Below are 20,973 nucleotides of genomic sequence, written 5' to 3' on the forward strand. Positions count from 1 at the left end.
TGCTGCGACGATCGACCACACAGGACATCCAGGAGAACGCCATGCCACTGCACACCATGGACACCAGCGCCCGCTGGGACCAAACCACGCCCGACAACCGCGCCGTGTTGCGCTTCGCGCCAGCGCAGAAGGAAGTCGAATTGCCGGTCGGCACCGATGAGGACGCTGCCGCGCCATCGCCGCATGACCTGCTCGACGCCGCGCTCGCGTCCTGCACCGCGCTGACACTGCGCCTGTATGCCGCGCGCCGGGGCATCGCGCTGCGCGGTTTGAAGGTGACGGTCACGCACACCACGGTGGACGGTGTCTACCGCATGGCCCGCGCCCTGGCCATCGATGCCGACGTCACGCCGGCCGACTGGGCCACGCTGCTGCGCGTGGCCGATGCGTGCCCGGTGCACAAGACGCTGTCGGGCGACATCGCGATCACCACCGAAGCGACGCCAATGGGCGCGGCAGCCTGAACAGCCGCGCCCGCGCCCCTTACCGCACCACCATCAGCGTGAACGGCCAGACATAGGCCTGCATCGTTACGTACAGCCCGACCAGGCAGGCCAGCGCGATCGAGTGGAAGAACACGTAGCGCAGGATCTCGCCTTCCTTGTTGAACCAGCGCGTGGCGGTGGAGGCCACGACGATGGACTGCGCATCGATCATCTTGCCCATCACGCCGCCCGAGCTGTTGGCCGCGCCCATGAGGTTGGGCGACAGGCCGAGCTGCTCGGCCGCCACCTTCTGCATGCCGCCGAACAGCACGTTCGATGCCGTGTCCGAGCCCGTCAGCGCCACGCCGATCCAGCCCATCAGCGTGCCGAAGAAGGGGTAGAACACGCCGGTGTTGGCAAACGCCAGGCCCAGCGTGGTGTCCGTGCCCGAGAAGCGCGTGAGCGTGCCCAGGGCCAGCATCAGCACGATGGTCAGCAGCGAGTACTTGACCAGCCACACCGTCTTGAGGAACGTGCGCACGATGGCGACCGGGTTGTACTTCATGACGATGGCGCTGACGAGCGCCGCCAGCAGGATGCCGGTGCCGGTGGCCGAGAGCAGATTCAGCGTATAGACCGCGGCCTCGGGATGCGGCACGGGCACGACGGGCGGCACCTTCATGATGAGGTTGTGCAGGCCTTCGATCGGGAACTTGGGCGCGAAGATGCTGTTGAGCCAGGCCTTCACAGGCGGCAGGCCCCAGATGAACACGAACACCGACAGGATGGCCCAGGGCGTCCACGCGGCGACCAGCGCCTGGCGGGAGTGCTGCACCACGGGCTGCGGCGGCTTCGCTTCGGCGGCGCTCACGTCCTTGCCGCGCAGCGCGGGCGAGGTCCAGATCTTCTTGGGTTGCCACACGCGCAGGAAGCCCACCAGGCACAGCATGGAGACGATGGCGGCGATGATGTCCACGAGTTCCGGGCCCATGAAGTTGGAGACCAGGTACTGCGGGATCGCGAAGGACAGGCCGGTCACCAGGATGGCGGGCCAGATTTCCATCATGCCCTTGCGGCCGGCGAAGGCCCAGATCAGCCAGAACGGCACGAGCAGCGAGAAGAACGGCAGCTGGCGGCCGATCATGGCCGTGACCTGCATCAGGTCGTAGCCGTGCACCTGGGCCAGCGTGATCACCGGCGTGCCCAGCGCGCCGAAGGCCACGGGCGCCGTGTTCGCGATCAGGCTCAGGCCGGAGGCCGCCAGCGGCGAGAAGCCCAGGCCGATCAGGATCGCCGCCGTCACCGCCACCGGCGTGCCGAAGCCGGCCGCGCCCTCGAAGAACGCGCCGAAGCAGAACGCGATCAGCAGCAGCTGGATGCGCCGGTCCTCGGTGATGCCCGACAGCGAATCCTGCAGCACTTTGAAGCTGCCGTTCTGCTCGGTCAGCTGGTGCAGGAAGATGATGTTCAGCACGATCCAGCCGATCGGCAGCAGGCCCGTGAAGCCGCCCAGCATGGCGGCGCGGCCGGCCATGTCGATCGGCATGCCATAAGCGAACACCGCCACGATGAGGGCCGCGACGAGCCCCATGCCGGCCGCGATGTGGGCCTTGATGTGAAAGAAGCCGAGGGCGCCGAGCATGACGACCACCGGGATCGCGGCGAGCGCGGTCGAGATGATCATGTTGCCGAAGGGGTCGTAGATCTGCTGCCAGGTCATGACGCTATCTCCTGTTGTGCTGAGTTGTAGTGGACGCCAGTACGCTGGCACGGTCGCGCGAACGCCGTGGCCCGGAGAATCGGGCCGGCGCTAATGTAGGCCCCTCACGGTTGCAACGGTTTGAAGAATTTTGTTTGCGGATGTGATCTTTCTTCGTCGTACGTAGTACCCACAGGCCGGTTGCGTCCGCGAGCGCATGCGGGCACAGTTCGGCGCATGAAAAATCCCCTTGCCTGCGCGCCAGCCGCTGTGCTGTCGCTGGCTCTGGCCGCCGCGTGCGTGGCCACCGTGTCGGCGCAAAGCGTGCCCAATGCCATGCCCGAGATGCCGGCCCGCCCCGGCGGCCAGCTCGGCGCGGGCGCGCGCTATGTCGTCGACCCGACCCACACCTTCGTGATGTACGAGATGGGCCACTACGGCACCAGCACCAACCGCGGCCGCTTCAGCACCAAGGACGGCCAGGTGCAGATCGACGCGGCCGGCACCAGCGGCACGGTGGACATCACCATCGACATGGGCACGATCAACACCGGCGTGGACCTGCTGAACCGCCACGTGCAGAGCCGCGACTTCCTGAACGTGGCCGATTACCCCACGGCACGCTTCACGGCCGAGCGCATGGTGCTGGAAGGCGGCATGGTGCGCGAGATCCCGGGCGCCCTGACCATGCTGGGCCAGACCCACCCGGTCACGCTGCGCGCCACGCGCTTTAACTGCTATATGAGCCCCATCCACGGCCAGCAGGTGTGCGGCGGCGACTTCGACGCGGTGATCGAGCGCAGCCAGTGGGGCATCACCTGGGGGCTGCAGTTCGGCTTCGAGGACAAGGTGCGGCTGCTGACCCAGATCGAGGCCGTGCGCATCGGGCGCTGACAGCCTCTACAGCAGGCTCTCGGGCGTGAACGGCGCCACCAGCTCCCGCAGCAGCCGGTCCCACCAGCTCGCGTCGGGCTCGGTGTGCAGCACCTGGGGCACGCCGTCGTCCGTGCCATGCCATTGCAGGCGGCCGTCGGCGTCGGCCCGCACGCGCCAGGCGCCCTGGTCGCGCAGCACCTCGGCCAGTTTCAGCACCTGGCCGGCCAGCGTCTCGCTGCGGATGAACAGGCCGATCTCGGTGTTGTGCAGCTCCGAGCGCGGGTCGAAGTTCAGCGAGCCGATGAACACCAACGAGCGGTCGATGACGGCCATCTTGGCGTGCAGCCGTCCCGTGGCCGTGCCGAACAGGCCCAGGCGCACGCTGCGGCGCACGCGGCTGCCGCTGATCTCGTCGATCTCCACGCCCAGGCGCACCAGGTCGGCCCGGTAGCGCCGGTAGGCCGTGTGCACGAAGGGCTCGTCGCTGGCGGCCAGCGAGTTGGTGACCAGGTGCACGGCCACGCCGCGCGCGCGCGCCTCGCGCAGCACCTGCATGCCCGAGGCGCCGGGCACGAGGTAGGGCGAGCTCAGCAGCACCTCGCGCCGCGCACGGCGGATGCTCTCGGCCACGTTGTAGCGCACGCTGTCCACGTCCAGCAGCGGCACGCCACCGTATGCGCTTTGCTTGCCGATGGCGCGCTCGGGAGAATCCGCGTAGGCCTCGGCCGTGGCCCAGACCAGGCCGATGCGTCCGCCCGCCAGCTCGCTGGACACGGGCGCGTAGCCCAGCATGTCGTTCGGCGCGCTGGGGCGCGGCGGCGGGGCCTGGCCGGGCGCGGTCAGGGCCTCGAAGCGTTCGCGCATGGCGGCCAGGTCGGGGTCGGCCTTGGCGAGCCGCTCGATGGGCACCACGTGCGGGCTGTTCCAGTACAGGTCGAACAGGGCGGCCAGCCGCGGCATCAGCGCGCCGGCCACGATGGTGTCCATGTCCAGGAAGTTCTCGCCGCTGGTCTGCGTGTAGTAGCGCGCGCCGATGTTGCGCCCGCCGGCCACGCCCATGGCACCGTCGGCCAGCAGCAGCTTGTTGTGCATGCGGCGCTGCAGCCGGTCGAACTGCAGCAACGAGGCCGCGAAGCGCCGCGCACTGCCGCCCTCGCGCTGCGGGAACGGGTTGTAGATGCGCAGTTCCAGGTTGGGCGTGGCGGCCAGGCTCAGGAACAGGCCGTCGTCGCCGGCCGTGTACAGGTCGTCCAGCAGCAGGCGCACGCGCACGCCGCGTTGCGCCGCATCGCGTAGCGCGCGCAGGAAGTGGCGGCCGGTGGCGTCGTTCTCGACGTGGTAGTACTGCACGTCCAGCGAGACCTCTGCGCGCTGGATCAGCGTGAGCCGCGCATCGAGCGCAAAGTCGCCGCTGGGCAACAGGCGAAAGCCGCTGAGATCGGCATCGGGCTGGCTCAGCCGCGCGATGCGGACCAGGCTCGCGTCGGCCATGGGGGGCAGGGCCGTCGAAGGTGGGCCGGCCAGGCCGTCCGGCAGGCTGGCGCAGCCGGTCAGCAGCGCGAGCAGGCAGGCGAGCAGCAGCCGGGCCGCCGTGGCCGTCATGCCAGCCGCTCGATGGCCGCCTGCACGATGGGCCGGGCCCAGGCGGGCGTGGCCTGCAGTGCGGCCGGGTCGCCGGCGTCGGGGAACACCATGCGCCCGGCGACCGTCTCCAGCACCAGCACCGGGTCGGGGATGTCCTCGCCCGGCGCCGCCTCGGCGCTGTTGTCGAACACCTGCAGCCGCGCCAGCACGGGCAGCAGCGCGATCAGGTTGGCGCGCGAGGTCACCCAGCGCTCGCGGATCTTGTGTTCGGGGATGTCGTGGCCGCCCGCGGTGACGCGCAGCTGCACGCGCGCGAGGTGCTGCTCGGGCGATGCCAGGCCGCAGAACAGCATCACCACATCGTGGCTGCGGCTGGCCGCCACCAGCATGGCCGGAATGGTCTTGGCGCCCAGCGTGGTCTCGAACGCGTGGCTGCGGCCCTGGGCGATCGCCGCCTCCAGCAGCGCGCGGCCGTACTCCCAGGCGCGGCCATTGGCCTCGGCGGCCGGCAGGCCCAGTTGCGCGACCAGTTCGCGCGCATAGGTGTCGGGGTTGAACCAGGCCAGGCCATGTTCGGCCAGCATGGCGCCGCCAACCGAGCTCTTGCCCGCGCCGTTCACACCGGCCAGCACGAAGAGGAACGGCCGTGCGGCGGCCCGGGCCATCAGAAGGACGCGCCGGCCTTGGGGCGGCGGCCCAGCTTGCCGCGCGTGTCGAACAGCGCCGTCACCTTGCGTGCCGCGTCGGGCTGCTGCAGCACGGCCAGCCGCGCGTCGAAGCGTTGTTCGAGCTCTTGCAGCACCGCGCGTTCGCGGTCCTTCAGGGCCTGGACGTCCTCGGTGAGTTGCCGGTAGGTGGACGCGTCCACCAGCACCATCTCGACCGCAGAATGGTTGGTGACCGCCACACTGCCCGATTGGCGCACGAGGCGCACCACCTCACCCCATTTGTTCTTGACCTGCGAGGCGTTTTGGCGGGGCAGGTCATCCAGGGCGATCAGTGCGTTGAGCATGGCGGGTTCCAGTGCGTGGGTGGGCATGAAGTCTGGCCATAATAGCCTGAATTGTCAGAAATTGCCCGATATAGCCATCTTGGCATGGGGGCTCACAGGGCGTGCGTCACGAGCCTGAAGTCCGGGTCTTCCGGGAAAGCCTTCACCGTGAACCCCAGGCTGCGCATGAGCTTGAGCATGTTCGGGTTGTTGACCAGCACCAGGCCCTCGATCTCCGCCAGGCCCTTCTCGCGCGCCACGTCCATGATGGCCTCCATGAGCCGCGAGCCGATGCCCTTGCCGGCGAAGTCGTCCGCCACGACCAGCGAGAACTCGCAGCTGGACTGGTCCGGGTTGGTCACATAGCGCGACACGCCGACCACGCGCTCGGTCTCCACGATGGAGCCGTCGGTGGCCGCGCTGCGCTGCTTGCACACGGCCACCAGCGCCATCTCGCGGTCGTAGTCGATCAGCGTGAAGCGCGCCAGCATGGCCGGCGGCAGCTGGGTCATCGACGAGACGAAGCGGAAGTAGCGGCTCTCCTGCGACAGGCTTTGCACCAGCGTCTGCAGCATCTGCGCGTCGGTGGGGTGGATGGGGCGCACCGTGTACTCGCCGCCGCCGCGCAGCGGCCAGACCTGCTCGTAGCGGGCGGGGTAGGGCAGCATGGCCAGGTGGCCATAGGGGTTGGTGCCGGCGCCCAGGCCCGTGCCCTGCGGCGCGTGGTCGATCACGATGCGCGCGTCCACGGCCACGACCCCGTTCTCGTCGACGATCAGCGGGTTGATGTCCATCTCGCGCAGCTGCGGCAGCTCGCAGACCATCTCGGACACGCGCAGCAGCACCTGTTCCAGCGCCGCCATGTCCACCGGCGCGGCGCCGCGCCATTCGACCAGCGTCTCGGCCACGCGCGAGCGCTCGATGAGCCGGCGCGCGAGGAATTTGTTGAGCGGCGGCAGCTCCATCGCGCGGTCGCGGATCAGCTCGATCATGGTGCCGCCCGCGCCGAACACGATGACCGGGCCGAACGGGTCGTCGGTCACCATGCCGATGCAGATCTCGCGGCCGCGCTGGGCGCGCGCCATCTTCTGTACCGTCACGCCGTGGATGCGCACGCCAGGCTGCAGCCGCGCCACGCGCTCGACCATGTCGGCGTAGGTGTCGCGCACGGTGGCGCCGTTCATGATGTTCAGTGCCACGCCCTGCACGTCGCTCTTGTGCGTGATGTCAGGCGAGTCGATCTTCAGCGCCACCGGGAAGCCCAGCTGCGTGGCGATCATCATGGCCTCGTTGGCCGTGCGTGCCAGGATGGTGTTGGTCACCGGGATGTGGAAGGCCGACAGCAGCGTCTTGCTCTCCATCTCGGTCAACACCTTGCGCCGCTCGGCCAGCACGCTTTCGATGACCAGGCGCGCACCCTCGATGTCGGGCTTGGCCAGCGTGGACAGCGGCGGCGGCGTCTGCTGCAGCAGCAGCTGGTTCTGGTAGAACGAGGCGATGTTGCCGAAGGCGCCCACGGCCGCCTCGGGCGTGCGGAACTGCGGCACGGCCGCCTCGTTGAGCGCAGCGCGCGCCTCGGCCACCGTGGCGTCGCCCATCCAGCAGGCCAGCAGCGGCTTGCCGAGCTGGCGCTTGGCCTCGGCCAGCGCGCGCGCCACGCCGATGGCGTCGCCGCCGGTCTTGGCCGAGTAGATCGCGAGGATGCCGTCCACCTGCCTGTCGCGCGCGGCCGCGTCGATGGCCGCCACGTAGTGCGCCGCGCCCGCGTCTTCGGACAGGTCGATCAAATCGTGGAGCGAGGCGAGCGGGGGCAGCCTGCCCTGCAGCGCGGCCACCGACTCGGCGCCCAGCTTGCCCAGCTCCAGCCCGATCTCGTTCACCCAGTCGGCCGCCAGCACGCCGGGACCACCGCCGTTGGTGACCACCGCCAGCCGCTTGCCCACGGGCCGGTAGCGCGAGGCCAGGCACTTGGCGGCCGAGAACAGCTCGACGAAAGAGCGCACGCGCACGGCACCGGCGCGGCGCAGCGCGGCGTCGAACACGTCGTCGCTGCCCACGATGGCGCCGCTGTGCGTCTGCGCGGCCTCGTTGCCCGCGGGCCGGCGCCCGGCCTTGAGCACCACCACAGGCTTGGCATTGGCGGCCGAGCGCAGCGCGCTCATGAAGCGGCGCGCGCTGGAGATGCCTTCCAGGTACACGATGATGCTGTGCGTGGCCGCGTCGTTGGCCAGGAAGTCCAGCGTCTGCGCGATGTCCACCGACGTGTTCGGCCCCAGCGACACCACGGACGAGAAGCCCACCGCGTTGCTGCGCGCCCAGTCCAGCATGGACGAGGTCAGCGCGCCAGACTGCGACACCAGTGCCAGCGAGCCCTTGGCCGCCAGCGGCCCCAGCGTGCTGGCGTTCAGCTCCAGGCTGGGGCGCTGGATGCCCAGGCCATTGGGGCCGAGCAGATGCACGCCCTCGCGCCTGGCGATGCGGTGCAGTTCCGCGGCGCGCGCGGCGTCGATGCCGCTGCACAGCACCAGCGCGCTGCGGCAGCCCATGCGGCCGGCCAGCTCCAGCGCGGCGGCGAGGTCGCCCTGCGGCAGTGCGATGAGAGCCAGGTCGGCGTGCAGCTGCGTGAGGTCGGCCAGCGTGCCGCTGGTGCGCACGTGGAAGAAGCTCAGCGTGCCGGGGTAGGGCTGGGCGCGCAGCGCGGCATGCAGCGCGCGGGCCTGCGGCGTCAGCGTGTCGGGCGCCTCGGCGTCGCCGGCCAGCACCACGATGGAACGCGGCGCGAAGAGCGGGGTCAGGTAGTGCTTGTCCATTGCATGGGATTGTGGAGCGACGAACCTGCCTCGTGCTGGCCTCAGCGCAAAGCCCGCTTGCCGCTGGCGGCGCCGCGTGGCTTGGCCGCACCCGCACCCTTGTGGTGCAGTCGCGCGACCGCGTCGGTGCACACCTCGCACAGCGCCAGCATGGCGCGGCGCTCCACATCGGCCGGGCGCAACACCAGCGACATCTGCATCACCGGCCCCAGCGGCCCCAGCTCCAGGGTGCGCACCGGGTAGCCCATGAACAGGCGCGGGTCGGGCGCGGTCAGCATGGAGACGCCCAGGCCGGCGCTGACCATGGCGAACACCGACTGGGCCGAATGCAGCTCGATCTCGCCATGGGTGCGCAGCTTGTGCAGCAGCGCGAAGCGTGCGGCCATGCGGCCGGTGATGCTGTCGCGGTCGAAGCGGATCCACTCGTGCTGGGCGAACAGCGCATGCAGGTCGGCCTCGTGCGTGCCGGGCGGCGCGATCACGATCAGCGGCGTGCGGAACAGCGGCCGCCAGGCCAGGCGCTGCGTACCGCCGCGCTCGGGCTGGGCGACGATGGCCGCGTCCAGCGTGCCGGCCTTCACGGCCCCGGTCAGCTCGGCGCTGCGCCCGCGCAGGGGCCGCAGGTCCAGCGTGGGGTAGCGCTCGCGCGCCAGCGACAGGATGGCCGGCATCAGCGTGGGCTGCAGCGAATCGATCACGCCCACGCGCAGCGTGGCCTGCACCGCCACCTGCTCACGCCGGCGCAGCCGCTCAATCTCGGCCAGCGCGGGCGCCATGCTGGCCGCCAGCGTCAGCGCGAACGGCGTGGGCCGCACATGCGGGCCCGAGCGGTCGAACAGCGGCGCGCCGAAGTACTGCTCCATGAGCTTCATCTGCATGCTGACCGCGCTGGGTGTGATGTTGATCTGCTGCGCCGCGGCCGCCAGCGAGCCGCTCTGCAACACGGCGGCCAGCGTGTGGAAGTAGTCGATCTTCATCAAAATTCCTGATGTTGGACTTCACCAAGTTTCGCTTTTTTTTGTTGATGCGGTCCGTACCATGGACGGCACGAACCGCAACCGAGACACAAGCCCATGCCCAACGCCTTGCCACCCCCGCATGCCTGGTACCCCGAAGACCTGCGCCGCGACGACTCCTGGATGCAGCGCCTGACGCCCGAGGCTGCAGAGGGGTTCGACAGCGCGCTGGCCGTGGCCAAGGCCAGCGGCAAGCCCGTGCTGGAGCTCACGGCCGACGACTTCCCGCTGCCGCCAGCGTCCAGCGATGCCTTGCGCCAGGCCTTCGCGAGGACGCAGACCGGCTTCGGCTTCTGCCTCGTCAAGGGCTTCCCGGTGCAACGCTGGAGCGTGGAGGACGCGCGGCTCGCCTACTGGTGCATCGGCCTGCATGCCGGCGTGGGCCGCACGCAGAACCGCGCCAGCGACTTCATGAACGACGTGCGCGACGCAGGCGGCACCTACAAGGTGACCAACGGCCGCGGCTACAACACCAACAAGGGGCTGGACTTCCATGTCGATTCCTGCGACGTGGTGGCGCTGCTGTGCCTGCACGGTGCCAAGGCCGGCGGCACCAGCCTGGTGACCAGCTCGATCGCGCTGCGCGACGCCGTGGCGCGCCAGCGGCCCGAGCTGCTGGAGGTGCTGCGCCAGCCCTTTTATTACAGCTACCAGGGCGCGCAGGACCCGTCGCTGCCGCCGTACTACGCCTGCCCCATCCTGGGTCAGGCCGGCGAGCATTTCAGCTTTCGCGTGAACCGCAAGAACATCACGGCGGCGCAGAACGACTTCCCCGAGGTGCCGCGCCTCACCCCCGTGCAGGTCGAAGCGTTGGACCTGCTGGACCGCCTCTATGCCGACCCGCAGCTGTGCTATTCGATGCAGCTGGAGCAGGGCGACCTGCAGCTGCTCAACAACTACGTGGCCGTGCACTCGCGCACGGACTTCGAGGACTTCCCCGAGCCCGAGCGCAAGCGCCATCTGCTGCGCCTGTGGCTGGCGATTCCGCAGTCGCAGCCGCTGCCGGCGGACTGGGAGGAATACTTTGCCGACGTACGAGCCGGCGCCGTGCGCGGTGGCCTGCGCGGCCAGGCCATGCCGGCCGCGTTCACGGCCTACGAGGCGCGGCAGGCCGCGCGCCTGGGCATGGCCTACCGGCCGTTCCGCGCGCCGCAGCCCGCCACGGCTGCCGCTTGAATTTTCAGAACCAGGAGACTTCCCGATGAAACGACGCCTTGCCCTGCATGCCGCCTTGCTGGCCGCCACCACGCTGGCCCTGCCTGCCGTGGCCAACGACCTGCCGATCAAGATCCTGGTCGGCGCCTCGCCCGGCGGCTTCACCGACACCGTGGCCCGCTCGCTGGCCATCGAGATGAGCAAGGTGCTCAAGGGCCGCGCCGTCATCGTGGAGAACCGCGCGGGTGCCGGCGGCAACATCGCCGCGCAGATGGTGGCCAAGGCGCCGCCCGACGGCACCACGCTGCTCTTGAGCTACACCAGCCACGCCATCAACGCCACGCTGTACCCCAGCCTGCCGTTCGACCCGATCAAGGACTTCACGCCGCTCACGCAGATCGCCACGGCACCGGGCGTGCTGGTGGTGCCGCCCTCGCTGCCGGTGAAGAACCTGGAGGAATTCATCGCGCTGGCCAAGCGCCAGCCGGGCAAGCTTAACTTCGGAATTCCCGGCGTGGGCGCCTCCACGCACCTGGCCGGCGAGATGTTCAAGATGCAGGCTGGGCTGGACATCGTGAGCATTCCGTACAAGGGCACGGCGCCCGTCATCACCGCCATGATGGCCAATGAGGTGCAGATGACCATGGCGACTGTGAGCAACGCCAAGCCCCATGTGGCGGCCGGCCGGCTGCGCGCCATCGGCATCACGAGCGCCAAGCGCATGCCCGAGTTCCCCGACGTGCAGGCGATTGCCGAGGTGCTGCCGGGCTTCGAGTCCAACGCCTGGTACGCCTTGTTCGGGCCGGCCGGCATGTCGCCGCAACTCGTCAAGACCATCAGCGACGCTGCGCGCAAGGCCATCGAGACGCCCGAGGTGCGCAAGCGGCTGGAGCACGACGGCGCCACGGTGGTCGGCAGCTCGCCGGCCGAGTTCGCCGAGTTCGTGAAGCAGGAGATCCCGCGCTGGGGCGCGATCGTGAAGGCTTCGGGAGCGCAGGCCGAATGACCACACCGCAGACGCTGGCGCAAAAGCTCATCGCGCGCGCCGCCGGGCGCGACCACGTGGCGGTGGGCGAGGTCGTCACCTGCCGCATCGACCTGGCCATGTTCCACGACTCGTCCGGCCCGCGCCGGCTCGCGCCGCTGCTCGAGAAGCTGGGCACGGGCATCTGGGACAAATCGAAGGTCGTGCTCATCACCGACCACTACGTGCCCGAGCAGGACGACGACTCGCGCCAGATCCTGCGCTTCACGCGCGATTGGGCGCGCGAGCAGGCGCTGCCCCATGTGCACGACGCCGTGGGCATCTGCCATGTGGTGCTGCCGCAGCAGGGGCACCTGCGGCCCGGCATGTTCGCGGTGGGCGGCGATTCGCACTCGACCACGGGTGGTGCGTTCGGCGTCTACATGTTCGGCGTGGGTGCGTCCGACCTGCTGGGCGCCGTGGCCACGGGCGAGACCTGGGTGCGCGTGCCGCCCACGCAGTTCATGCAGTGGCACGGCCGGCTGTCGAGCGGCGTGTGCGCCAAGGACATGGCGCTGCACCTGGCCGGCCGCTTCGGCATGAACGGTGCGGCGTATGGCGCGCTGGAGTTCTGCGGCGAGGCCGTGCGCGCGCTGGACATGGAAGAGCGCATGACGCTGTCCAACATGAGCGCCGAGCTGGGCGCCCAGGTCGGCCTGATCGCGCCCGACGCCACCACGCGCGCGTGGCTGGACAGCGCGGGCGCCGGCCCGGCCGAGCCTGGCGACTGGCGCAGCGACGAGGGCGCCGCGGGCGAGCGCTTCGATTTCGATGCCGGCGCGTTGTCGCCCCAGGTGGCGGCGCCGCACAGCCCGGCCCATGCCGCGCCCGTGGCCGAGCACGCGGGCACGGCCATCGACCTGGCTTATATCGGCTCGTGCACGGGCGCCAAGCTGGCCGACATGCGCGCCGCGGCCCAGGTGCTGCGCGGCCAGCGTGTGGCCAAGGGCGTCAGCCTGCGCCTCGCACCGGCCAGCCTGCGCGACCAGGAGGCGGCGCGCGCCGATGGCAGCTTGCAGGTGCTGCTGGACGCGGGCGCCGACCTGCTGGCCACGAGCTGCGGCGCATGCTCGGGCTACGGCGCGGTCGTGCCCGAGGGCGCCACCGTGATCTCGACCACGGCGCGCAACTTCAAAGGCCGCATGGGCGCCGCCACGGCGCGCGTCTACCTGGGCTCGCCGTACACCGTGGCGGCCGCCGCGCTGCGCGGGCGCATCGGCGATCCGCGCGAGGTGATGGCATGAACGCCGGCCTTGACCCCGATCTGCAGCGCTGCGTGTGGCGCGTGGGCGCCGACATCGACACCGACCTGCTGGCGCCCGGCGCCTACATGAAGCAGGGCATCGAGGTGATCGCCCGGCACTGCCTGGAACTCGTGCGCCCCGAATTCGCCGCCCAGGTACGGCCGGGCGACGTGGTCGTGGCCGGGCCGAACTTCGGCATCGGCTCCTCGCGCGAGCAGGCCGCGTCGGCGCTGGTCACGCTGGGCGTGGCGGCCGTGATCGCGCCCTCGTACAGCGGGCTGTTCTTCCGCAATGCCTTCAACGTGGGCCTGCTGCTGCTCACGTGCGCCGAAGCCGAGCAGCTGGCCGATGGCGCGCAGATCCGCATTGCGCAGGACCCGCTGGCCGTGGTCACGGCCGAGCGCCGCCTGGCCTGCGAGCCCGTGCCCGGCTTCTTGTTCGACATGGTGCGTGGTGGCGGCCTGATGCCCTTGCTGCAAGCCCGCTTCGCCGCCCGCGACCCCTCACCCCGCGTCTCCCAGGAACCCCATGCCCATTGACTTGAAAACCCGCCTGGCCGAAGGCGGCACCGTGCTCGCCCCCGGCGTCTACGACGCGCTGACCGCGCTGGTGGCCGAGCAGGCCGGCTTCGAAGCCGTCTATCTCTCGGGCGCCTCCATCGCCTACAGCAAGCTCGGCCGTTCCGACGTGGGGCTGACCACGGCGACCGAAGTGGTGGACACGCTGGCCCACATCACCGAGCGCGTGCAGATCCCGGTCATCGTCGATGCCGACACAGGCTTCGGCAACGCGCTGAACACGCAGCGCACCGTGCGCCTGTTCGAGCGGGCCGGCGCGGCGCTGCTGCAACTGGAGGACCAGACCTTCCCCAAGCGCTGCGGCCACCTGGACGGCAAGGGCGTGATCGCGGTGGACGAGATGTGCGGCAAGCTCAAGGCCGCGCTCGACGCGCGGCAATCCGACAAGACCCTCATCATGGCCCGCACGGACGCGCTGGCCATCGAGGGCCTGGACGCCGCGCTGGACCGCGCCGAGGCCTACCTGGCCTGCGGCGTCGACGTGCTGTTCATCGAAGCCCCGCAGTCGCTGGCGCAGATGGACGCGATCTGCCAGCGCTTCGCCCACCGCGTGCCGCTGCTGGCCAACATGGTGGAGGGCGGCAAGACGCCGCTGCGCAACGTGGCCGCGCTGCGCGAGTGCGGCTACCGCGTCGTGATCTTCCCGGGTGGCACGGCGCGCGCGGTGGTGCATGGCCTGCAGGGCTACTACAACAGCCTGAAGCAGCACCAGAGCACCGACCCCTGGCGCGAGAAGATGCTGGACTTCGACCAGCTCAACGAGGTGATCGGCACGCCGGCCCTCATGGACCTCTCGCGCCGCTACCGCTGAGGCGCGGCGGCGAGAATCCGCCGCATGAGCAAACAGGATTCAGGGCTGGCCCGCTGCGTGATGGTGCTGGGCACGACCAGCGGCGCCGGCAAGAGCTGGCTGACCACGGCGCTGTGCCGGCACTATGCGCGCCAGGGTCTGAAGGTGGCTGCCTTCAAGGCCCAGAACATGAGCAACAACGCGCGCGTGGTGGCGGGTGGCGAGATCGGCAGCGCCCAGTACTTCCAGGCCCTGGCCGCGCGCGCCGTGCCGGACGTGCGCATGAACCCGCTGCTGCTCAAGCCCGAGCGCGACACGCACAGCCAGGTCATCCTGCTGGGCCAGGTCAGCCCCGAGCTCACGGCCATGCCGTGGCGAGACCGCAGCCAGCACGTGTGGCCGCAAGTGACTCAGGCGCTGGACGCGCTGCGCGCCGAGAACGACCTGGTCGTGATCGAGGGCGCGGGCTCGCCGGCCGAGATCAACCTGGCCGACAGCGACATCGTGAACATGCGCGTGGCCGAGCATGCGGGGGCCGCCTGCCTGCTCGTGGCCGACATCGACCGCGGCGGCGCGTTCGCCCACCTGTATGGCACCTGGGCGCTGCTGCCGCCGGCGCAGCGCGCGCTGATCCGCGGCTTCGTGCTCAACAAGTTCCGGGGCGACGCGGCGCTGCTGGCACCCGGGCCGCAGATGCTGGAACAGATGACGGGCGTGCCCACGGTGGCGGTGCTGCCCATGTGGTGGCAGCACGGCCTGCCCGAGGAAGACGGCGTGTTCGACATGACCCCCACACTCGGCACTGGCGTGTCCTCGCTGCTCCCCGAGGGGGCGCGTGCCGCCTTGGGGCGGCCCGGCGGCGGGACCCGCAGCACGCGGCCGGGTGCGGCCGGCAAGACCATCGCCGTGATCGCCTACCCGCGCATCAGCAACCTCGACGAGTTCCAGCCGCTCAAGAACGTGCCGGGCCTGCGTCTCATCTGGGTGCGCAGCCCGTTGCAACTGGCCGGCCTGTCGCGCGAGGACTGGATCGTGCTGCCCGGCTCCAAGCACACGAGTTCCGACCTGGCCTGGCTGCGCGCGCAGGGGCTGGACGCGGCCATCGCTGCCCACGCGGCCGTCGGCGGCGCGGTGCTGGGCATCTGCGGCGGGCTGCAGATGCTGGGCAAGGCGCTGATCGACCCGCACGGCATCGACGGCAATGCGCCGGGGCTGGGCCTGCTCCCGCTGGTGACCGTGTTCGCGCCCGACAAGACCGTGCGCTCGACCCGCGCGACGTTCGGCGCGGTCCAGGGCCCATGGGAAGGACTGTCCGGGCTGGAGGTCCAGGGCTACGAGATCCACCACGGCCAGACCGCGCTGCACCCGGCCATGGCACAGGCCGGCGCGCAGGCCCGCCCCGTGATGCCCGGCGCCCTGGCGTGGCAGAACGGGCAGGGCCATGTGCTGGGGCTGTACCTGCATGGCCTGCTGGAAAACGCGGCGGTGTTGCAGGCCCTGTTCGGCGCCCTTGTGCCGACGCTGGACAGCGTTTTCGACGGACTGGCAGATTTCATAGAGCACAACTTTTGCGCGAATGTTTTGCGAGACTTGCACGCGTTGTGAGCCCAATCTCATGCGGAGCCGGTAGACTGGGCGGTGTACACATTGTGTAACTGACATGATCACCAGCTACAGCCTCTGGCTCGTCGCACTGTCGATCCTGATTGCCACGGTGGCGTCTTACACGGCGCTGGGCGTGGCGGGGCGGCTGGCGTCCATACAGGGGAAGGCCTGGCGCGGGTGGATCGCGGGCGGCGCACTGGCCATGGGCTTCGGCATCTGGGCCATGCATTTCGTCGGCATGCTGGCGCTGAAACTGCCGATCGACCTGCATTACGACGCGGTGTGGACAGTGGCCTCGATGGTGCCCGCCACGCTGGCCTCGGCCGTGCTGCTGTACATGATCCGGCGGATCTCCGAGCCACGCGTCGAGCATGTGCTGGTTGGCGCCGTGGTGCTGGGCTCGGGCATCGGCGCCATGCACTACGCGGGCATGGGCGCCATCGAACTCAACCCCGTGCTGGGCTTTAACTGGAGCATGGTGCTGCTGTCGGTCCTGGTGGCCGTGCTGCTGTCCATCGGCGCGGTCTGGCTCGCGTTCCGCCACGCGCGCAAGGCCGGCTCAGGCTGGGTGCGCCTGGTGGCAGCCCTGGTCATGGGCTGCACGGTGGCGGCCATGCACTACACCGGCATGGCGGCGGCGCGCTTCGCCGACAACTGCATCAGCGTGCCCACGGCCCAAAGCCTGCCGGCGCAGGGCCTGGCCGCCGCGGTCAGCATCCTGGCGCTCGTGATCCTGGGCTTCACGATCCTGCTGACCGTCATGGACCAGCGCATGGGCGAGCGCAATTCGCAGCTCATGGCCGACCTGCTGGCGGCCAAGGAGCAGGCCGAGCAGGCGGCCCAGGCCAAGAGCAACTTCCTGGCCAACATGAGCCACGAGATCCGCACGCCGATGAACGCCATCATCGGCATGTCGCGCCTGGCCCTGCAGACCGACCTCACGCCGCGCCAGCGCAACTATGTGGACAAGGCGCACCGCGCGGCCAAAGGGTTGCTGGGCATCATCGACGACATCCTGGACTTCTCCAAGATCGAGGCCGGCAAGCTCAACATCGAGGCCGTGCCGTTCGAGCTCGACCGCGTGCTGGACGACCTGGCCAACCAGATCAACTTCAAGGCCGACGAGAAGGGCCTGGAGCTGGTGTTCGACCTGCCGACCGACGTGCCCACCGCGCTGGTCGGCGACCCATTGCGCCTGGGCCAGGTGCTCGTGAACCTGGCCAACAACGCGGTCAAGTTCACCGACAGCGGCGAGATCAGCGTGCGGGTGCGGCGCCACGCCCTGGGCGACGAGCGCGCGGAGCTGCGCTTCGAAGTGCGCGACACCGGCATCGGCATGACGGCCGAGCAGTGCGACAAGGTGTTCGAGTCGTTCACGCAGGCCGACAGCTCGACCTCGCGCAAGTACGGCGGCACGGGCCTGGGACTCACGATCTGCCGGCACCTGGTGACGCTGATGGGCGGCCGCATCTGGGCCGAGAGCCAGCCGGGCCAGGGCTCGGCGTTCCAGTTCGTGCTGGGCTTCGGCCTGCAGCCCGGCGCGGGCGTCGCGCGCCAGGCCGCACCGCGCATGCCGCTGGCGCGCGACCTGTCGGGCATGCGCGCGCTCGTCGTGGACGACAACGCCATGGCGCGCGACATCACGGCGGCGCTGGCCAGCGAGATGGGCCTGGCGGTGGACATGGCCGAGACCGGCGAGGCCGCCGTGCGACTGGCAGCCGAAGCGGCACTGGCCGGCCAACCGTATGAACTCATGCTGGTGGACTGGAAGATGCCCGGCATCAGCGGCGTGGAGGCGCTGCGCCAGATCCAGGAGCGCCGCATCGACCATGCGCGGGCCAGCATCATGGTGACGGCCTACGCGCGTGAAGACGTGTTGGACTCGGCGCGCGCGGCCGGCGTGGCGTTGCAGGCCGTGCTGACCAAGCCGGTCACGCCGTCCACCCTGCTGGAGACCATCGGCGAGGTGCTGGGCGTGGACACCCAGGCCTCCGGCGTGCTGGACCGCACGCAGGCCCAGATCGACGCGCTGGCCAGCCTGGCCGGCGCGCGCGTGCTGCTGGTGGAGGACAACGCGCTGAACCAGGAACTGGCGCTGGACCTGCTGGGCCAGGCCGGCCTGCAGGTCGTGGTGGCCGAGCATGGCCGCGAGGCGCTGGAGATCCTCGGGCGCGACGGCGATTTCGATGGCGTGCTGATGGACTGCCAGATGCCCGTCATGGACGGTTTCGAGGCCACGCGCGCGATCCGGGCCGATGCGCGGCTGGCGGCGCTGCCTGTGCTGGCGATGACGGCCAATGCCATGGCCGGCGACCGCGAGCGCGTGCTGGCCGCCGGCATGAACGCCCACATCTCCAAGCCCATCGACGTGGATGAGATGTTCGCGACCATGGCGCGCTGGATCAAGCCGGACGTGCGGCGCAAAGCCCCTGGCATGCCGGCGGCGGCCGACCCTCCCGCCCCCAGGCCTTCGGCCACGCCCTCGCTCGCACGGCTGCCGGGCATCGATGTGGGCGCCGGCCTGCGCCGCACGCAGAACAACGCGGCCTTGTACCGGCGCATGCTGGACCAGTTCGCCAACGGCCATGCGCGCTTCGCGCAGAGCTTCGTGCAGGCGCTGGACGCGGGCGACATGGCGCTGGCCGCGCGCCTGGCCCACACCCTGCGTGGCACGGCGGGCACGGTGGGCGCCAACGAAGTCTGGCAGGCCGCGACCGACCTGGAGCTGGCCTGCGACCAGGGCCGGCCGCGCCCGCAAGTCATCGCGGCCCTGTCGCGCGTGACGCATGCGCTGGCGCCCGTGCTGGCTGGCCTGGGCGCCCTGGCCGAGGCCCAGCCCGCCGGGCCGCCGCCCGCACCCAGGCTGGCGCCGGCCGAGGCACGGGCCGATTTGTTGCGGCTGACGCGCGAGCTGCGCGCGCTGCTGGTGGACTCCGACCCCGATGCGGTGGGCCTGCGCGATGCGCTGCAGGCCGCCGCGCAGGGCAGCAGCGCGCAGCCGGTTCTGGAATCGGTGATGGTGGCGGTCGGCGAGTTCCGCTTCGACGATGCGCTGGAGGCGCTGGATCGGTGGGAAGGGCGGCCGGCGTAGCGGCCGGCAGGCTCAGGCGATGGCCGCCGAATCGGAGCTGGACGCCAGCACCTTGCCGCTGGCCGAGTGCACGGGCCTGGAGCCCGCAGCCCTGTCCTTGTGCGCGGCCTTGGCCGTGCGCATGGCCTCGGCTTCTTCCTTGGCGCCCTCGACCATTTCGCACACCCACTTGACCAGCAGGTTGGTGTAGGACTGGCTGAAGGCCTTTTGCGACAGGCTGTGGTCCGCGCCCTTGATCACGCGGTAGGTCATCGAGTGCGCCTGCTGGAACGCGTCCAGGTAGTTCTTGATGACCGGGTGCGGCACCATCACATCGTGTTCGGACTCCACCAGCAGCACGTCGCCCTTGAACTTCGCCGCCGCGGCGAGCGCGCGGTTCGCATCGGGCGGCAGCTGCATGTTGCGGTAGGCCACCAGCTCCTCGCGGCTCAGCGCGCGCTTGGGCACCATCCAGTCCTGGTCCTTGTACAGCGCCGGCGCGCGCAGGCCCAGCCAGCGCACCGGGCGCAGCGTGGTCAGGATGGCCGCGAGATAGCCGCCGTAGCTGCTGCCGGCCACGGCCACGGCCGAGCCGTCGACCGAGGGGTGGCCGACGAGCACGTCATAGGCGGCCAGCATGTCGGCCATGTTGTCCTCGCGCGTGACGGCGTCGCGCGCTCCCTGGTCCTTGGCATGGCCGCGCAGATCGAAGGTCAGGCAGATGCAGCCCAGCGCCGCGATCTCATGGGCGCGCGCGATGTACTGCTCCTGGCTGCCGTCCCAGCCGTGCACCAGCATGACGCCCGGCATGAGGGTATTGGGGCCGACGAGGGTGCCGGCGATGCTGCGGTCGCCGACCGGGATGTGGATGGTGTTATGTCGGGTGGTCATCGTGGATCAGGGTGGTGTACTTGGTCAGCCGGCCGACCTGCTCGTCGACACCGTTGAAGTACACCACCGCGCCGGGCGGCGGCGCCTCGTCGGAGCCGAAGATCTCGTGACCGCTGGCGCGCACGACGTGGCGCTGCGGGTCGGCCTGCAAGGCCTCCAGCGCGGCGATCTCCGCGCCTGTCGCACCGCCCGCGCGCCAGGACTGCTCCAGCACGGCGGAGTGCCAGGTGCCGTCTGCCGCAGTGCCCTGCACCACGTCGTAATTGATGCGCGAGGCGAAGAAGCCCGGGAAGCAGGCGGTGGCGGCGCTGTCGTACAGCAAGGCCTGCTCGACCGCGATGCGCACCTCGCGTGGCAACTGCAATTGCAGCAAGGCCTGGAAGTCGCCGCGCACCACGGTCAGGTCGGAGCCGCCGTAGACCTCGGCGCCCTTGTTGTTCGGCGTGAGACGCTGGTAGCCGTAGTAGGTGGCGACGATGCCGGCCACCGTGACCTGGCCCACGCTCAGCGTGTCCACGTGGCGCAGGTTCTGCTCGAGGACCACGCCGTCGGCGGCCAGCATGCTGTCGTCCAGCGGCGCCAGGCACGCCTGCACCTCGGCCATGTCGCGCGCCACGGACTGGCCGTTGCCGCCGGTCTCGCGCACGATCTTGATGCGCACCGGCCCCACGGCCAGCAGCTGCCCTGCCGCTGTGAGCGCGTCGGCCCGGCTGAAGGCCGTGAAGCCCGGCAGCACGGCATCGCCGACCATGCGGCTGAATTCGTGGCTCCACCCTTCGGGCGCTGGCGCGTCGGGCGCGACCAGCGGGTGCGTGATCGCCTTGGTCGAGACGAAAGGGAAGGGCACGACGCCGCCGAAGAAATCTTCCTTGCCGCGGATGCCCAGGGCCTGGGCGCGCTCCACGCCGACCAGGGTGTCGCTGGGCACCAGGTAGACCGGGCCCAGCGCAGGGGCTTGCGCAAACTCCTCGGATACCGCGTACCCGCCCTTGAGCCGGGCCAGGCGGCGCACCACCTCCATGCGCGTCATCTGTTCGTGCTCGCAGGCGTAGCCGCGCAGGCCTTGCGTGTAGGCCATGGCCGTTCCGCGCACCGCCGCTGCGGCCGGTGCGGCGACGTCACTGACCAGTGGGGCTGGCGTGCCGGGCAGGGCTGCGAGACCCGAGATGGAAGAGGGAGTCAGCATGGTGGCACCTCGTCGCAAAGGGTTGAAAT

General features: G+C 70.3%; 17 protein-coding genes. 9 read left to right on the top strand and 8 right to left on the bottom strand.

Annotation, left to right across the window (positions count from 1 at the left end):
* The first annotated feature begins 41 nt into the window (after positions 1-41).
* Positions 42-464 (top strand): OsmC family protein, encoded by a 423-nt coding sequence (locus tag ASF43_RS02905; protein WP_056176361.1) that lies wholly within the window; start codon positions 42-44, stop codon positions 462-464.
* A 19-nt stretch (positions 465-483) separates the two neighbouring features.
* Here the strand turns inward: ASF43_RS02905 and ASF43_RS02910 are convergent, their stop codons facing one another.
* Complete coding sequence (locus tag ASF43_RS02910) at positions 484-2,145, bottom strand: L-lactate permease (protein WP_056176364.1); 1,662 nt, start codon at positions 2,143-2,145, stop codon at positions 484-486.
* Between the two features lie 216 nt (positions 2,146-2,361).
* On the opposite strand from ASF43_RS02910, the gene ASF43_RS02915 reads away from it, so the two are divergent.
* Positions 2,362-3,018: a YceI family protein gene (locus tag ASF43_RS02915; RefSeq protein WP_056176367.1), complete on the top strand. Its 657-nt coding sequence runs from the start codon at positions 2,362-2,364 to the stop codon at positions 3,016-3,018.
* 6 nt (positions 3,019-3,024) lie between these two features.
* Here the strand turns inward: ASF43_RS02915 and ASF43_RS02920 are convergent, their stop codons facing one another.
* From ASF43_RS02920 to ASF43_RS02940, 5 genes are all read right to left on the bottom strand, one after another.
* Positions 3,025-4,602 carry a phospholipase D family protein gene (locus tag ASF43_RS02920; protein ID WP_056176369.1) on the bottom strand — a complete coding sequence of 526 codons (1,578 nt, stop codon included), beginning with the start codon at positions 4,600-4,602 and terminating at the stop codon, positions 3,025-3,027.
* The gene (locus ASF43_RS02925) at positions 4,599-5,249 is read right to left on the bottom strand and encodes an AAA family ATPase (protein WP_056176372.1); all 651 of its coding nucleotides are present in this window, start codon (positions 5,247-5,249) and stop codon (positions 4,599-4,601) included. Before ASF43_RS02925 ends, ASF43_RS02920 begins: the two co-directional genes overlap by 4 nt.
* A complete protein-coding gene (locus ASF43_RS02930; protein WP_235578109.1) occupies positions 5,249-5,623 on the bottom strand; it encodes a type II toxin-antitoxin system prevent-host-death family antitoxin in 375 nt (124 codons plus the stop codon). Before ASF43_RS02930 ends, ASF43_RS02925 begins: the two co-directional genes overlap by 1 nt.
* Before the next feature lie 65 nt (positions 5,624-5,688).
* Positions 5,689-8,385 carry a bifunctional acetate--CoA ligase family protein/GNAT family N-acetyltransferase gene (locus ASF43_RS02935; protein WP_056176375.1) on the bottom strand — a complete coding sequence of 899 codons (2,697 nt, stop codon included), beginning with the start codon at positions 8,383-8,385 and terminating at the stop codon, positions 5,689-5,691.
* 41 nt (positions 8,386-8,426) lie between these two features.
* Positions 8,427-9,362 (bottom strand): LysR family transcriptional regulator, encoded by a 936-nt coding sequence (locus ASF43_RS02940; RefSeq protein ID WP_082497555.1) that lies wholly within the window; start codon positions 9,360-9,362, stop codon positions 8,427-8,429.
* A gap of 96 nt (positions 9,363-9,458) precedes the next feature.
* Between ASF43_RS02940 and ASF43_RS02945 the strand changes: the two genes are divergently transcribed.
* From ASF43_RS02945 to ASF43_RS02975, 7 genes are read left to right on the top strand one after another with little or no spacing between them, the layout of a single operon-like run.
* Entirely contained in the window at positions 9,459-10,577 is a 1,119-nt protein-coding gene (locus ASF43_RS02945) for a TauD/TfdA family dioxygenase (RefSeq protein ID WP_056176377.1), read from the top strand.
* Between the two features lie 25 nt (positions 10,578-10,602).
* Entirely contained in the window at positions 10,603-11,562 is a 960-nt protein-coding gene (locus ASF43_RS02950; protein WP_056176380.1) for a tripartite tricarboxylate transporter substrate binding protein, read from the top strand.
* The gene (locus ASF43_RS02955; protein WP_056176383.1) at positions 11,559-12,824 is read left to right on the top strand and encodes an aconitase/3-isopropylmalate dehydratase large subunit family protein; all 1,266 of its coding nucleotides are present in this window, start codon (positions 11,559-11,561) and stop codon (positions 12,822-12,824) included. Before ASF43_RS02950 ends, ASF43_RS02955 begins: the two co-directional genes overlap by 4 nt.
* The gene (locus tag ASF43_RS02960) at positions 12,821-13,363 is read left to right on the top strand and encodes a 3-isopropylmalate dehydratase (protein WP_056176386.1); all 543 of its coding nucleotides are present in this window, start codon (positions 12,821-12,823) and stop codon (positions 13,361-13,363) included. Before ASF43_RS02955 ends, ASF43_RS02960 begins: the two co-directional genes overlap by 4 nt.
* Entirely contained in the window at positions 13,353-14,213 is an 861-nt protein-coding gene (locus ASF43_RS02965) for an oxaloacetate decarboxylase (protein ID WP_056176389.1), read from the top strand. Before ASF43_RS02960 ends, ASF43_RS02965 begins: the two co-directional genes overlap by 11 nt.
* A gap of 24 nt (positions 14,214-14,237) precedes the next feature.
* On the top strand, positions 14,238-15,797 hold the full coding sequence (locus ASF43_RS02970) for a cobyric acid synthase (protein ID WP_235578110.1): 1,560 nt from the start codon (positions 14,238-14,240) through the stop codon (positions 15,795-15,797).
* A 55-nt stretch (positions 15,798-15,852) separates the two neighbouring features.
* Entirely contained in the window at positions 15,853-18,888 is a 3,036-nt protein-coding gene (locus ASF43_RS02975) for a response regulator (RefSeq protein ID WP_056176396.1), read from the top strand.
* A 12-nt stretch (positions 18,889-18,900) separates the two neighbouring features.
* Here ASF43_RS02975 and ASF43_RS02980 read toward each other — a convergent pair whose 3' ends face one another.
* Together ASF43_RS02980 and ASF43_RS02985 are read right to left on the bottom strand one after the other, a co-directional pair.
* Positions 18,901-19,758 (bottom strand): S9 family peptidase, encoded by an 858-nt coding sequence (locus ASF43_RS02980; protein ID WP_082497556.1) that lies wholly within the window; start codon positions 19,756-19,758, stop codon positions 18,901-18,903.
* The gene (locus ASF43_RS02985; RefSeq protein ID WP_200932407.1) at positions 19,742-20,944 is read right to left on the bottom strand and encodes a DUF3182 family protein; all 1,203 of its coding nucleotides are present in this window, start codon (positions 20,942-20,944) and stop codon (positions 19,742-19,744) included. Before ASF43_RS02985 ends, ASF43_RS02980 begins: the two co-directional genes overlap by 17 nt.
* Between the last annotated feature and the right edge of the window lie 29 nt (positions 20,945-20,973).

This window comes from Pseudorhodoferax sp. Leaf267 (assembly GCF_001422405.1).
Lineage (GTDB): Bacteria > Pseudomonadota > Gammaproteobacteria > Burkholderiales > Burkholderiaceae_C > Pseudorhodoferax.

Bases quoted from the DNA above. Each gene is read 5' to 3' on its own strand.
- ASF43_RS02905 (WP_056176361.1), top strand. From the start codon at position 42: ATGCCACTGCACACCATGGACACCAGCGCCCGCTGGGACCAAACCACG.
- ASF43_RS02910 (WP_056176364.1), bottom strand. From the start codon at position 2,145: ATGACCTGGCAGCAGATCTACGACCCCTTCGGCAACATGATCATCTCG.
- ASF43_RS02915 (WP_056176367.1), top strand. From the start codon at position 2,362: ATGAAAAATCCCCTTGCCTGCGCGCCAGCCGCTGTGCTGTCGCTGGCT.
- ASF43_RS02920 (WP_056176369.1), bottom strand. From the start codon at position 4,602: ATGACGGCCACGGCGGCCCGGCTGCTGCTCGCCTGCCTGCTCGCGCTG.
- ASF43_RS02925 (WP_056176372.1), bottom strand. From the start codon at position 5,249: ATGGCCCGGGCCGCCGCACGGCCGTTCCTCTTCGTGCTGGCCGGTGTG.
- ASF43_RS02930 (WP_235578109.1), bottom strand. From the start codon at position 5,623: ATGCCCACCCACGCACTGGAACCCGCCATGCTCAACGCACTGATCGCC.
- ASF43_RS02935 (WP_056176375.1), bottom strand. From the start codon at position 8,385: ATGGACAAGCACTACCTGACCCCGCTCTTCGCGCCGCGTTCCATCGTG.
- ASF43_RS02940 (WP_082497555.1), bottom strand. From the start codon at position 9,362: ATGAAGATCGACTACTTCCACACGCTGGCCGCCGTGTTGCAGAGCGGC.
- ASF43_RS02945 (WP_056176377.1), top strand. From the start codon at position 9,459: ATGCCCAACGCCTTGCCACCCCCGCATGCCTGGTACCCCGAAGACCTG.
- ASF43_RS02950 (WP_056176380.1), top strand. From the start codon at position 10,603: ATGAAACGACGCCTTGCCCTGCATGCCGCCTTGCTGGCCGCCACCACG.
- ASF43_RS02955 (WP_056176383.1), top strand. From the start codon at position 11,559: ATGACCACACCGCAGACGCTGGCGCAAAAGCTCATCGCGCGCGCCGCC.
- ASF43_RS02960 (WP_056176386.1), top strand. From the start codon at position 12,821: ATGAACGCCGGCCTTGACCCCGATCTGCAGCGCTGCGTGTGGCGCGTG.
- ASF43_RS02965 (WP_056176389.1), top strand. From the start codon at position 13,353: ATGCCCATTGACTTGAAAACCCGCCTGGCCGAAGGCGGCACCGTGCTC.
- ASF43_RS02970 (WP_235578110.1), top strand. From the start codon at position 14,238: ATGAGCAAACAGGATTCAGGGCTGGCCCGCTGCGTGATGGTGCTGGGC.
- ASF43_RS02975 (WP_056176396.1), top strand. From the start codon at position 15,853: ATGATCACCAGCTACAGCCTCTGGCTCGTCGCACTGTCGATCCTGATT.
- ASF43_RS02980 (WP_082497556.1), bottom strand. From the start codon at position 19,758: ATGACCACCCGACATAACACCATCCACATCCCGGTCGGCGACCGCAGC.
- ASF43_RS02985 (WP_200932407.1), bottom strand. From the start codon at position 20,944: ATGCTGACTCCCTCTTCCATCTCGGGTCTCGCAGCCCTGCCCGGCACG.